We start from the raw sequence: 13,867 nt of genomic DNA, 5'->3' as shown, positions 1-13,867 counted from the left end.
AGGTTTAGAACTATACCACAATTCGCCAATTTAATAAAAAAAATGAGAAGTGAGTATTTGTCTTTCAAGCTATGTATAATAGCGGAAAAATGTCTTTATGTGTCCGTATACTTTGAGTTTATTGCGTAAGAGCAACAAAAAAACGTTTTATGGCCTCAATAAATTCGCGTATTAACGTTTGGACACCTATCTAGGAACAGGAGCTCCACTCATGAATGATACTTCAACCCCCGCGTATCAGAACGTCGATAAGCATGAAATTGAGAAGTTTGAAGCTATTGCTTCTCGCTGGTGGGATCTCGAAGGTGAATTTGCCCCACTTCATCGCATTAATCCGCTTCGCCTTGGCTATATTATGCAACGGGTTGATGGTTTATTTGGTAAGAAAGTACTTGATGTGGGCTGTGGTGGCGGAATTTTATCTGAAAGTATGGCACGTGAAGGTGCCGATGTGACGGGACTTGATATGGGGGCGGACCCACTGATGGTCGCACGCCTGCACTCATTAGAGTCAGGGATCCCTGTTGAATACGTACAAGAAACAGTAGAGCAGCACGCTGACAAATATCCACAAGCTTATGATGTCGTGACCTGCATGGAGATGTTGGAGCATGTGCCTGATCCACAGTCGGTCGTACGTGCGTGTGCTAAATTGGTCAAGCCCGGTGGGCATGTTATTTTTTCGACGATCAACCGCAATAAAAAAGCGTGGTTAATGGCGGTCGTTGCGGCGGAATATGTGATGAAAATGGTTCCGAAAGGCACCCACGATGCGAAAAAATTTATTCGCCCTTCTGAACTGATTTCGTGGGCAAACGAGGCTCAGCTAAAAGATAGGCATATCATGGGTTTACATTATAATCCACTCAAAGATAAATTCTATTTAGGCCCGAATGTGGACGTTAATTATATGCTCCATACTGTCAACGAATAAATAGCAAGCGTTACGTTCAAGAAAACAGCAAACGATCGCATTTTGCAAAATTTATTTTCGTCACCCTGTTGCGAGTTTCCACTTATAGAATTCCTTTTCTAGTGCAGCTTACCGACAAGGTGACGTTTTTTATCCCTACAGTTATCCACAGAAGACTCGGATTTGTGCACTTGATAAAACCGCTTATTAACATTATCTTGTTATAGTAAAATCAACAAACCACTACATATAGTATGTAATTTGAATCTAACACTACAAGTCTCATAGAGTTAATCTATGAGCTTTTTTGCGTTAGCAATATGCTATTTTGTAGGTCAACCAAGGTGTACTTGCTCATGAACCAGAGTCTGTTAGTCACAAAACGTGATGGACATAAAGAACGCATTGATCTCGATAAAATCCACAAGGTAATCACTTGGGCTGCTGAAGGCCTGAATAATGTATCTGTTTCTCAGGTGGAGTTACGTTCACAGATTCAGTTTTATGATGGGATCAGAACGTCTGATATTCATGAAACCATGATCAAAGCGGCTGCTGACCTTATTACTGGCGATACGCCTGACTATCAATATCTTGCGGCGCGTCTTGCAATATTCCATCTACGTAAAAAAGCGTATGGTCAATTTGAGCCACCCGCGCTGTACAAGCACGTCACTCGCCTTGTTGAAATGGGCAAATATGATAAGCATTTGCTGGAAGACTACTCACAAGAAGAGTTCGAGCAAATGGATAGTTTCATTGACCATTGGCGTGACATGAATTTCTCCTATGCTGCCGTCAAACAACTTGAAGGTAAGTATTTAGTACAAAACCGTGTTACGGGCGAGATTTATGAGAGTGCACAGTTCCTCTATATTCTCGTTGCTGCATGCTTGTTCTCTCATTATCCAAAAGAGACTCGCTTAGACTACATCCGTCGTTTCTATGATGCGGCTTCCACATTTAAGATTTCGCTACCAACACCAATCATGGCTGGTGTTCGTACACCAACTCGTCAATTCAGCTCTTGCGTATTGATTGAGTGTGGCGATAGCTTAGATTCTATCAACGCAACATCCAGTGCGATTGTTAAATATGTGTCTCAACGTGCAGGTATCGGTGTAAACGCAGGCCGTATCCGTGCTTTAGGTAGCCCGATTCGTGGCGGTGAAGCATTCCATACTGGTTGTATCCCTTTTTATAAGCACTTCCAAACCGCCGTTAAGTCTTGTTCACAAGGCGGTGTGCGCGGTGGTGCAGCGACACTTTTCTACCCTTTATGGCATTTAGAAGTTGAAAGCCTATTAGTGCTGAAAAACAACCGTGGGGTTGAAGGTAACCGTGTTCGCCATATGGATTATGGTGTCCAAGTCAACAAATTGATGTATGAGCGTTTGATCAAAAACCAAGATATTACGCTGTTCAGCCCTTCTGATGTGCCTGGTTTATATGATGCTTTCTTTGCTGATCAGGATGAATTTGAGCGCCTGTATCTGGCTTATGAACAAGACGACAGCATCCGTAAATCCAGTGTTAAAGCGGTTGACCTCTTTTCATTAATGATGCAAGAACGTGCATCAACAGGTCGTATCTATATTCAGAACGTTGACCACTGTAATACTCACAGCCCATTTGATCCTTTAGTTGCACCAGTGCGTCAATCAAACCTGTGTTTAGAGATTGCACTGCCGACAAAACCATTGAATAACATCAATGATGAAGAAGGTGAAATTGCGCTTTGTACGCTGTCAGCCTTTAACTTGGGTGCGATTGAAAACCTTGATGAATTAGAAGAGTTGGCCGTGCTTGCTGTACGTGCATTGGATGCCCTTCTCGATTATCAAGACTACCCGATTATTGCCGCGAAGAAAGGGGCAATGGGTCGCCGTACTTTAGGTATTGGCGTCATTAACTATGCTTATTATTTAGCCAAGTATGGTGTTCGCTATTCCGATGGCAGCGCCAACAATTTGACTCACAAAACCTTTGAAGCAATTCAATACTATCTATTGAAAGCCTCTAACGAATTGGCTAAAGAGCAAGGCGCTTGCCCTTGGTTCAATGAAACCACTTATTCAAAAGGTATTCTACCAATTGATACCTATAAGAAAGAGTTGGATAAATTGACTGATGAGCCTCTGCATTATGATTGGGAAACGTTACGTAAAGATATCCAACAATATGGTCTGCGTAACTCAACCTTATCAGCGTTGATGCCATCGGAAACATCATCACAGATCTCTAACGCAACCAATGGTATCGAGCCACCTCGTGGTTATATCAGCATTAAAGCATCTAAAGATGGTATCTTACGCCAAGTTGTACCTGATTATGAGAATCTTAAAGGCGCCTATGAGTTGTTATGGCAAATGCCTTCAAACAGTGGCTATTTGCAATTAGTCGGTATTATGCAGAAGTTTGTTGATCAGTCTATTTCTGCAAACACCAACTATGACCCAACGCGCTTTGCAACAGGCAAAGTACCAATGAATCAATTGCTAAAAGATTTATTGCTCGCCTATAAGTTTGGTGTGAAAACACTTTACTACCACAACACCCGCGATGGTGCGGAAGATGTTCAAGGTGATCTGGAAGAAGTTGTTGAGTCAGCGGATTCAGATTGTGAAGGCGGCGCGTGTAAAATTTAATAGGAATTGTCATGTCACATACTTACACCATTTTCTCACAAAAGAGAAATGACCAATTACTTGAGCCGATGTTTTTCGGTCAACCTGTTAACGTTGCTCGTTACGACCAACAAAAGTATCCGATTTTCGAAAAGTTAATCGAGAAACAGCTTTCATTTTTCTGGCGTCCAGAAGAAGTTGACGTTTCCCGTGACCGCATTGACTATAATGGCTTGCCTGATCATGAGAAACACATATTTATTAGTAACCTGAAATACCAAACGCTGCTGGACTCTATTCAGGGTCGCAGCCCGAACGTGGCGTTATTGCCACTGATTTCAATTCCTGAATTAGAAACTTGGGTTGAAACTTGGTCATTTTCAGAGACGATCCATTCACGCTCTTACACTCATATTATCCGTAATATCGTGAATGATCCGGCAATCATCTTTGATGATATCGTTGAAAACGAAGAGATCTTAAAACGCGCTCGTGACATTTCTGCTTACTATGACACGCTGATTGAGATGACCAACTATTACCATATGTTTGGTGAAGGTACTCACACCTGCAATGGTAAACAAATCACAGTATCACTACGTGCACTGAAAAAACAGTTGTACCTGTGCCTAATGAGCGTAAATGCCTTAGAAGCTATCCGTTTCTATGTCAGTTTTGCTTGCTCATTTGCCTTTGCAGAGCGTGAGCTAATGGAAGGGAACGCAAAAATTATTAAACTGATTGCGCGTGATGAAGCCCTTCACTTAACAGGAACCCAGCATATGCTGAACTTGTTACGTTCTGGGCAGGATGATCCTGAAATGGCAGAGATTGCTGCTGAGTGCGAAGACGAGTGCTATAAACTGTTCGTGGATGCAGCTGAACAAGAAAAAGAGTGGGCTGAATATCTGTTCAGTGAAGGTTCTATGATTGGCCTAAATAAAGATATTCTGTGCCAATACGTGGAATATATCACCAATATCCGTATGCAAGCTGTTGGGTTAAAATTACCTTTTGAGGCACGCTCAAACCCAATCCCTTGGATCAACGCATGGTTGGTGTCTGACAACGTTCAAGTTGCGCCGCAAGAAGTCGAAGTTAGCTCTTATCTGGTTGGTCAGATTGACTCTGAAGTCAACACTGATGACCTGAGTGATTTCGAACTCTAATCATGGCTAGCCATAAAGTCACCCTGCGGCTCTCGCAGGGTGTGCAAGTACCTTACCACACCGAGATCCACACAAGCCTGCTTGAAGCACTTGAAGACAGCCGTATTCCTGTTGAATATCAGTGCCGAGAAGGCTATTGTGGCTCATGTCGAGTCATGCTATTAAAAGGGAAAGTGGGCTATAAACAAAAACCGCTTGCCTTTGTACAAGACGGTGAGATTTTACCTTGTTGTTGCCATCCCCTTTCTGACATCGAAATCGGTTAAAACCTCACAGCGATGACGCTCTCTTTACGCCATCGCTGTTAATTAAACATGTCACTTACAGATTATAGATAACCATATAATCCTGCAAATACCCATCCAAACACACAAGAGACACCAACACCAATGAGGCCGGGCAGAATGAAGCTGTGGTTAATCACAAATTTACCTATCCGAGTCGTACCGGAACGGTCAAATTGAATAGCGGCTAAATCACTTGGATAAGTCGGAAGAATATAATAACCATAGCAAGCAGGCGCAGATGCGATGATATAGGCAGGATCAACACCAATGCCGAGCGCTATCGGAACGACCGCAGCTAAAGCGGCTGCTTGTGAGTTCACAAATTTAGAGACCAATAAGAGGATCACGGCATAAGCCCATGGATAGTCTTTGACTAATGCCCCAAGCGTGCCTTTGATTTGATCCATATGCGCGCCAAACATTGTTTCTGCCATCCAAGCGATACCATATACGGCAACAATGGCAATCATTCCTGAACGAAAAACCTCATTTTTCGAAATCTGTGCCGGATTTGTTTTACAAATAATGATGATCAGCGCACCAGCGAGCAGCATAAACATCTGTATCACAAGTACCATTGACAGTGGTTTGCCATTGACCAATGGCCTTAATTCAGAAACCGCCCCCAAAATCGCAACAACCCCAATAGAAGCGAGGAAAATCCACATAGCAACCCAATTGATTTTCGGTAACTTTTTATCGAGTAGTGTCGCGCTGTCGCCATACACATATTCGTAATTTTCATGTACCGAAATAAACTTTTGGAATTCCGGATCTTTATCGAGATCTTTCCCTCTGAACCAACTGAAAATACCGATTGCCAGTATCCCGATTAGGGTCGATGGAATGGTAATCGCCAAGAGATCTAAAAATTCGAGCGATTTACCATTAATGGTGATGCCATTTAACATCGCCACTAAGGACACCACTGCAACAGAGACAGGGCTGGCAATAATCCCCATTTGTGCACCAATACTACTGGCCGCCATCGGTCTTTCAGGACGAATATTATTTTTTATCGCCGCGTCATAGATAATAGGAAGGATGGTATACACCACATGCCCTGTACCACACAAAATGGTTAAAATACAGGTAACAAAAGGTGCCACAATAGAGATGTATTTTGGATTTTTACGTAGTAGTCGTTCTGCAATTTGTAGCATGACATCCAAACCGCCTGATGCCTGTAGAGTCGCTGATGCTGCAACAACAGCGATGATCACAAGCATAACATCAACAGGCGGTTTTCCAGGAGGTAAATCAAAACCAAAAACGAGTATCACTAAGCCAACGCCGCCTAGCAGCCCGAGAGCCATTCCCCCTTTTCTTGCTCCGTAGAACAAGCAGACGAGGATAATGGCAAGTTGTATCAAAAAGTCCATAAGTTCATCCTTTCAATTAATGTTTCCTTACATTATCGGGATGAAAGATTGACACAGATTTGATTTATATTAACTGGTTAAAGAATTTAATCTTATTTTTCAATTCGATTTTCCCACCCCGTCACAAAATTTATCTTAGGTTCCTGAGATACTGTCCTGTTAATCTAAAACATCATATATATCAATCAATTAATTAACATCCGTTAACATTTAAAATCCGATGTATTTACCTTTAATCACCATATCAATAACGATTATTCATTAACTAGGACGAATAATTCGTTGCTATTTTCACCATTGCTTTATAAGAAAAATGCGTGAGTGTAATTTTATGTTTACACTCATTGTAATTTAGATTTGACAGAAAAACTGTGATCGCATAATCTGCTCAGCTAATAAATCCACGACTTTTAATCAGAGGAATTTGTGAAAAATCGCACGCTAGGTAGCGTTTTAATCGTTGCAGGAACAACAATAGGTGCAGGGATGCTGGCTATGCCACTTGCCGCTGCGGGTGTCGGTTTCACAGGTATTGCATGCCTACTTGTCGGCCTATGGATGTTAATGAGTTATACCTCATTACTGCTCGTTGAGGTTTATCAATACAATCCACCAGATATGGGCTTGGGATCAATCGCGAAAAAATACCTTGGGCCTATTGGGCAAATCGTCACAGGCTTAAGTATGTTACTTCTGATGTACGCGCTGACTACCGCTTATATTGGTGGCGCGGGTGTCCTGATCTCCAACAGCCTACTCTCGTGGTGGGATATTCATCTGTCGACCAAAACATCAATTATCTTATTTACGCTTATCGGTGGTGCTGTTGTTTGTATTGGTACGCACTCTGTCGATTTTATTAACCGCCTACTATTTACAGCTAAAATTATCTTTTTAGTCATTATGTTGGCTGTTATGTTACCCCACGTTGAAACCGTCAACTTAGGCAGTATGCCTGCTGAAAAAGGGCTACTGCTGGCGGCAGTGCCAGTCATCTTCACCTCATTTGGTTTCCATGGTAGCGTGCCTAGCCTTGTGAATTACATGAATGGCGATGTGCGTAAACTTCGTATCATTTTCATTACAGGGAGTGCGATCCCTTTAGTTGCCTATATCTTGTGGCAGATAGCCACTTTAGGGTCGATCCCTTCTAACACATTTTTAGGGATTTTGGCGCAAAAGTCTGGCCTAGATGGCTTACTCACCGCCATTCGTGATGTCGTTACGGCTCCACGCGTTAATATTGCCGTTAATCTGTTTATGGATTTAGCGCTAGCCACATCGTTTTTAGGGGTTGCTCTTGGTTTATTCGATTACCTTGCTGATTTATTTAAACGGAATGATAGCCTCATTGGGCGTATTCAGACAGGCTTATTAACTTTTTTACCTCCGTTATTAGCAGCGTTATTTTTTAGTAGTTTCGTACAGGCGTTAACTTATGCAGCGGTTGCATTGTCTGTATTAGCTCTGATCATCCCCGCATTATTGACAATGCAAGTTAGAGCCGTTGAAAAACCCATCGATAAGCAAGCTCATTACCGAGTTAAAGGCGGCTCTACTCTACTCCGTCTGGTTTTATTATGCGGTTTTGCAGTGATCATTATTCAATTTGCTATCGTTGCAGGCTACCTACCTAATGTAGGCTAAATTTAGCGTCAAAAACAAAGCTCGTACCGTTCACTAAACGGAAAAGCCCCCCAATAGCAACCAACTATTGGGGGGCTTTTGATATCCGATTTTATAGCGTCACTCCAAACTGTACGGGTTCCGCTATATTACAACCAGTAATTAGAAGCTTAGACCTGCTCCCACATACCAACCGTCAGCAATTTTGTTGCTTGGGTTGTCATGCGTACCTTTAATATCGATGACACGGTAGCCTGCATCAACTGAAAGCGGTTTAAACACAGTATAGCGTGCGCCGACTTTTGCTTCGGTATAAGATTGACTTCCCGATGTTAATGATGCCGGAGCACCATAAGCTTCACCATAAATATTCAAAGAAGGCATCACTTGCCATCCAAGACCGGCTCCACCTGCTAGCGCCATACCATCTTTATTGTCTTCAGGTGATAAATATAAGGCTTTACCACCAACATAGGCTGAAAATGGACCTAGAGGCAAACCAAAGGTTGCGCCTAAGCTACCCATTTGACCATCATGATCACTACGCGCCCATGAGCCATCAAATGCAAGGCCTGCGCCTTTAGTACCAATGCCTGCATTGAGTTCAGTATAATGCTTACCCACATTCGCATTAACAGAAACAGCTTGTGCAGCCCCGACGAACATCATTGATGATGCTGCCGCTGCAACGAGAAATAATCCTTTACGCATATCATTGCCCCATTAATAGAAGTTATTTAGTCATACTACAATATATAAATCCAATTCTCAGTAGTTATTACTGTTTTTTACTTTTCAGTCATTAAAACAACACCATTCACAACGACGCTGAGTATTCCTATTGATTTTTAATCAGTTATCACAGTAATTGGTACTATGTATTAGTTATACTTTAACTAATCAACTATAATCCAATGATAATAAGGCATTATGCATGGAAAGCATTATATTTCGAACGAAATAAATGCATTTTTTAGTTTTATTGTCTATAACTTACTGGAGTATTGTGATGAAAAAGAAAGGTCTCACGACTGCATCTGGCGCACCTGTTGTTGATAATAATAATGTGATGACGGCAGGCCCTCGCGGCCCTATGCTATTACAGGATGTTTGGTTTTTAGAAAAATTAGCCCATTTTGACCGTGAAGTTATTCCTGAGCGCCGTATGCATGCTAAAGGTTCAGGTGCATTCGGTACTTTTACTGTTACACATGATATTACCCGTTATACCCGTGCAAATATCTTTTCTGCTGTCGGTAAACAAACGGATATGTTCGCACGCTTTTCAACGGTTGCCGGTGAACGTGGTGCGGCAGACGCTGAACGTGACATCCGTGGTTTTGCATTAAAATTTTACACAGAAGAAGGTAACTGGGATCTGGTTGGTAATAACACCCCTGTGTTCTATCTGCGTGACCCGCTGAAATTTCCGGATTTGAACCACGTGGTTAAACGCTGCCCATACAGTAATATGCGTTCAATGGCTTATAAATGGGATTTCTTCTCTCATTTACCAGAATCACTTCATCAATTGACCATTGACGTGAGTGACCGAGGTATACCTCGTAGCTACCGTCATATGCACGGTTTTGGTAGCCATACTTATAGCTTTATCAATGATAAAAATGAACGTTTCTGGGTTAAATTCCACTTCCGTAGTCAGCAAGGCATTGAGAACTTGATGGATGATGAAGCAGAAGCGATCATCGGTAAAGATCGTGAAAGTTCTCAGCGTGACCTGTTTGATGCCATTAATAAAGGTGACTACCCACGCTGGAAGCTACAAATTCAAGTGATGCCAGAAGCCGAAGCGTCAAAAGTGCCTTATAATCCCTTTGATCTGACTAAAGTATGGCCTCACAAAGACTATCCATTAATTGATGTCGGTTACTTTGAATTAAATCGTAACCCTGCTAACTATTTCTCCGATGTTGAGCAAGCTGCCTTTAACCCAGCAAATATTGTTCCAGGTATCGGTTTCTCTCCGGATAAAATGTTGCAAGGTCGTTTGTTCTCGTATGGCGACACTCAGCGTTATCGTTTAGGTGTTAACCACTACCAGATCCCTGTTAACGCACCACGTTGCCCATTCCATAACTATCATCGTGATGGTGCAATGCGTGTTGATGGTAACAGTGGTAATGGTGTGACCTATGAACCAAACAGTGCAGGTATGTTCCAAGAGCAGCCTAATTTCAGTGAACCACCATTGACGCTTGAAGGTGCAGCTGATCATTGGAACCATCGCGAAGATGAAGACTATTTCAGCCAGCCGCGTGCATTATATGAACTGCTTGATGATGCAGAGCATCAACGCATGTTCAAACGTCTTGCAGGAGAGTTGATTGAGGCTTCTGAAGAGACACAAAAACGCCAAATTGACCTGTTCAAAAAAGTTCACCCTGAATATGGTGCGGGCGTAGAAAAAGCGTTAAATGCCCTTAAATAATCACGCTTAGTTAAACGTCAGGCTCTTATCTTGAGCCTGATGTTTATTATGAGCCATGCCGGAAATTAGTGATTAGTTTGCACTATTGACGAAACAAGCCCATCTAACTCTGACGATGCTTTATCACCCCTGTTTTCATCAAAAATAGATAAACTACAGTCCTGAATTCTCTTTTGACTGAATCAGGTCGGGTTGCTGTAACACCCAATTTTTCACTTGCTGGCGCGATACCTTAATACCGCTTCCTTTTAAGCTATTCTCTAATAGAAAAAAATGAGCAGGATATTGAAAAGGCGCTAGTTTGCCTTTTAGCCAACCTTGAATGGTGTCTAATTCACATTTATCGCTGAACTCAATCACGGCAACAGGCCTTTGACCAAACTCCACATCATCAATTGGAATAATAAAGCTTTGACTCACCGCTGGATGGTTATTAATCACCGCTTCAATATCTTCCGGTTGAACACACTCTCCACCACTAATAAATAAGTTATCCAGCCGCCCGATCACATGATACTCATCGTCGATATATGCGCCTCTATCATTGGTTTTGAACCAACCTTCGATGGTTTTTAATGGCATCATTTTTCCATCAAACCAATATCCCATCGATTGGCTCTGTGAACGAACCTGAATTTCTCCCTCGACTAAGCGCAACTGTTTCCCTTTAAGTGGAAGGCCAACCCCTTTCTTACCATCTGCACGTTTTGCACAGACGGTCGAAGCCATTTCTGTCATACCATAACCACTCCAGCAATCAATGCCTCTATGTGAGGCAAGATCAGTCAATGCAGTCGGGATCGTCGCGCCACCAAGTAAAACCTGTTTTAAAGATAGTGATAATGTTTCCGTTTGATTGAGTAACCGCCACAATTGTGTCGGAACCAAAGACGCATGGGTAACCGTTTGTAATGCTTCGATAAGCGGTGTTGAGCGTATTGCTAGTTGCGCTCCGCGCAGCAACCAACGCCATAAAATACCTTGCCCTGAAACATGAAATAACGGTAAAGAAAGCAGCCAGCAATCATGCTGTTGGTAATCCATCGCCTGTAACACACCATTTGCACTATCGAGGTGAGCAAGCACATTATGCACTGCCGCCTTTGGTAACCCCGTAGAGCCAGATGTTAAGATCAAAGTGGCGGGTTGGGTCTTCGCATGAGAAAAGTGAGGCAGATGGTGTTCCCACTCATGCGCCGTTACCGCTCGCTCTGACACGGCTAAAATTGGGTAAGTAAACTTAGCCAGTAAACCATCATCAAAATCGATAGCAAAATCAATATTCAGATGTGGTAACAGTTCTGCCAGTAAAGACTCAGGTAAACGAGGGTTAAGAGGCAAAACTTTCGCCCCACAATACAATGTTGCAAGTTGGCTCAATAACAGTTCTACACTATTTTTACCGCGCAACACTACGGTTTGTCCGTCACGTAAACCCTGTTGAGTAAAGTGATAAGCGAGCCTCATCACTCGTTGATTCAGTTGTTCCCATGTCAATGGCTCAATATCGGTAATTAATGCCACTGCTTCAGGTCGATGACTGGCCCAATGTTGCCAAGGCCAGTCTTGGAAAAATACTAACTCTGCCATTCGATAGTCAATTCATCTAATTGCTTCACTGGAAGTGAACTATTTGGCCACGTGCGTATCAGTTGAGACTGGATCAAATCTAATGTGTCCAACCCTGGTAGCGTATTAGGCGTTAATGCATTAGCAATGCGCGCTAACTGAGTCAAACCAAAACTACTTTCAATCGATGAGCTGATCACCGCTTGCAGACCGTGATGATGAGCCTCTGTGACTAATTGGCGGCAATAAGCAAGGCTACCGGTTAACATCGGCTTGATCACAATCGCCGCAACTCCCGGTTGAGGCTCCACCCTAAAATCAGCCTCACGCACACTTTCATCCCATGCAATGGCAATGCCAGTATCTGCGGCATATTGCAGTGATTCTTCCCGTGTTTTACAAGGCTCTTCAAGGAAGTCAATACGATCGCGATAAGCAGGGTTAACATATTTCGCAAAGCCATCTGCTTTTGCACGCGTCCAGCTACGATTAGCATCAAGACGTAATTTTAGGTCAGGCACCGCTTCCAGTAATAGGTTCGCCACCATGCCATCACGTACCGCTTCATACAAGCCGACTTTGACCTTAGCGATTTTTTCGCCTTCCATTGCACTTAGACGCAAAATCAAGTCATCAGGATCACCACTACACAATGGTGCTTTGCGGTAGTCGGCTTGCTCAGGAAGCTCCCCCGATAATTCGGCCAATGCACAACTGCAACCAAAAGCTACCGACGGTAACAGGCTTTCTGCTAGTGGCTTACCACTTACCCACTCGGCAAGCCGATGTTTGGCTTCTTCTGTTGCCTCCGCCAGCGTTTCTTGGCTAAATTCGGGGAGCGGTGATATTTCCCCCCACCCTTCGTTATCCCCTTCTTGTAAGCGAACCAGCAACCCATCGCGAGTTTTCAGGCGTTGGTAGCGCAGGATAACGCCTGCCTCCATCGGCAGGCTAAACGCGTAAAGTGTTGCCTTACGCATTATGGATTACGCTTATATTTAGAGAAATCTGGCGCACGTTTTTCATTAAACGCATTGCGTCCTTCTTGACCTTCTTCTGTCATATAGAACAGCATAGTTGCATTGCCAGCCAACTCTTGTAGGCCTGCCTGACCGTCACAATCTGCATTGAGTGCCGCTTTCAAGCAACGTAGTGCCATTGGGCTATTTTCAAGCATTTCACGACACCAGCGTACGGTCTCTTTTTCAAGAGAGGCATATGGTACAACCGTATTCACTAAGCCCATTTCCAATGCTTCTTGAGCGTTATACTGGCGGCACAGGAACCAAATTTCACGCGCTTTTTTCTGACCAACAATGCGTGCCATATAGGATGCACCCCAGCCACCATCAAAAGAGCCTACTTTAGGACCTGTTTGACCAAAAATCGCGTTATCCGCGGCAATCGTTAGGTCACACATCATATGTAATACGTGCCCACCCCCAATAGCAAAGCCAGCCACCATCGCCACAACAGGTTTTGGACAAGTACGAATTTGGCGTTGGAAATCTAGGACGTTGAGATGGTGAGTACCACTTTCATCACGATACCCGCCGTAATCCCCACGAATTTTTTGGTCTCCCCCTGCACAGAATGCTTTTTCGCCTTCACCCGTCAAGATAATAGTACCGATTTTATCGTCATAACGCGCATCAGCTAACGCTTGGATCATCTCTTTTACGGTCTGTGGTCGAAATGCGTTACGCACCTGTGGACGGTTAATCGTAATCTTTGCAATCCCTTCTGACGACTTGTGATAGAGAATGTCGTCAAACCCTTCTGAGCAATCTTGCCATTCGATTGGGGCATAGAGTTTTTCTTCGCTAGGATAAATCATTATCAAGT

At 43.2% G+C, this 13,867-nt stretch carries 11 protein-coding genes; 6 read left to right on the top strand and 5 right to left on the bottom strand.

Annotation, left to right across the window (positions count from 1 at the left end; genetic code table 11):
* The first annotated feature begins 211 nt into the window (after positions 1 to 211).
* The 4 genes from ubiG to yfaE all read left to right on the top strand — a co-directional run bounded on the left by ubiG (position 212) and on the right by yfaE (position 4,975).
* Positions 212 to 934 (top strand): bifunctional 2-polyprenyl-6-hydroxyphenol methylase/3-demethylubiquinol 3-O-methyltransferase UbiG, encoded by a 723-nt coding sequence (ubiG, locus tag PSF11_RS11865; protein WP_004921073.1) that lies wholly within the window; start codon positions 212 to 214, stop codon positions 932 to 934.
* 335 nt (positions 935 to 1,269) lie between these two features.
* A complete protein-coding gene (gene nrdA / locus PSF11_RS11860; protein ID WP_072502391.1) occupies positions 1,270 to 3,561 on the top strand; it encodes a class 1a ribonucleoside-diphosphate reductase subunit alpha in 2,292 nt (763 codons plus the stop codon).
* A gap of 11 nt (positions 3,562 to 3,572) precedes the next feature.
* Positions 3,573 to 4,709: a class Ia ribonucleoside-diphosphate reductase subunit beta gene (gene nrdB, locus PSF11_RS11855; protein ID WP_004921075.1), complete on the top strand. Its 1,137-nt coding sequence runs from the start codon at positions 3,573 to 3,575 to the stop codon at positions 4,707 to 4,709.
* Between the two features lie 2 nt (positions 4,710 to 4,711).
* A complete protein-coding gene (gene yfaE, locus PSF11_RS11850) occupies positions 4,712 to 4,975 on the top strand; it encodes a class I ribonucleotide reductase maintenance protein YfaE (RefSeq protein ID WP_014656251.1) in 264 nt (87 codons plus the stop codon).
* A 62-nt stretch (positions 4,976 to 5,037) separates the two neighbouring features.
* Here the strand turns inward: yfaE and PSF11_RS11845 are convergent, their stop codons facing one another.
* Positions 5,038 to 6,378 (bottom strand): anaerobic C4-dicarboxylate transporter, encoded by a 1,341-nt coding sequence (locus PSF11_RS11845; RefSeq protein ID WP_072502392.1) that lies wholly within the window; start codon positions 6,376 to 6,378, stop codon positions 5,038 to 5,040.
* 486 nt (positions 6,379 to 6,864) lie between these two features.
* Here PSF11_RS11845 and tyrP point away from each other — a divergent pair, with 486 nt between their 5' ends.
* Positions 6,865 to 8,025 carry a tyrosine transporter TyrP gene (tyrP, locus tag PSF11_RS11840; protein ID WP_230084765.1) on the top strand — a complete coding sequence of 387 codons (1,161 nt, stop codon included), beginning with the start codon at positions 6,865 to 6,867 and terminating at the stop codon, positions 8,023 to 8,025.
* Positions 8,026 to 8,166: 141 nt separating this feature from the next.
* On the opposite strand, the gene PSF11_RS11835 is transcribed toward tyrP, so the two are convergent.
* Entirely contained in the window at positions 8,167 to 8,715 is a 549-nt protein-coding gene (locus PSF11_RS11835) for a YfaZ family outer membrane protein (RefSeq protein WP_004921080.1), read from the bottom strand.
* Between the two features lie 298 nt (positions 8,716 to 9,013).
* On the opposite strand from PSF11_RS11835, the gene PSF11_RS11830 reads away from it, so the two are divergent.
* On the top strand, positions 9,014 to 10,453 hold the full coding sequence (locus PSF11_RS11830) for a catalase (RefSeq protein ID WP_004921082.1): 1,440 nt from the start codon (positions 9,014 to 9,016) through the stop codon (positions 10,451 to 10,453).
* A 153-nt stretch (positions 10,454 to 10,606) separates the two neighbouring features.
* Here PSF11_RS11830 and menE read toward each other — a convergent pair whose 3' ends face one another.
* The 3 genes from menE to menB are packed head-to-tail and all read right to left on the bottom strand — an operon-like array spanning position 10,607 to position 13,859.
* The gene (menE, locus tag PSF11_RS11825; protein WP_072502393.1) at positions 10,607 to 12,043 is read right to left on the bottom strand and encodes an o-succinylbenzoate--CoA ligase; all 1,437 of its coding nucleotides are present in this window, start codon (positions 12,041 to 12,043) and stop codon (positions 10,607 to 10,609) included.
* Positions 12,031 to 13,002: an o-succinylbenzoate synthase gene (gene menC, locus PSF11_RS11820; protein WP_014656253.1), complete on the bottom strand. Its 972-nt coding sequence runs from the start codon at positions 13,000 to 13,002 to the stop codon at positions 12,031 to 12,033. Before menC ends, menE begins: the two co-directional genes overlap by 13 nt.
* Positions 13,002 to 13,859: a 1,4-dihydroxy-2-naphthoyl-CoA synthase gene (gene menB, locus PSF11_RS11815; protein ID WP_004921088.1), complete on the bottom strand. Its 858-nt coding sequence runs from the start codon at positions 13,857 to 13,859 to the stop codon at positions 13,002 to 13,004. Before menB ends, menC begins: the two co-directional genes overlap by 1 nt.
* Between the last annotated feature and the right edge of the window lie 8 nt (positions 13,860 to 13,867).

The organism is Providencia sp. PROV119, assembly GCF_028482435.1.
In the GTDB taxonomy this organism is placed as follows: domain Bacteria; phylum Pseudomonadota; class Gammaproteobacteria; order Enterobacterales; family Enterobacteriaceae; genus Providencia; species Providencia stuartii.
Note: the sequence above shows the minus strand (reverse complement) of the source record. Positions and strands in the feature narration are given on the sequence as shown.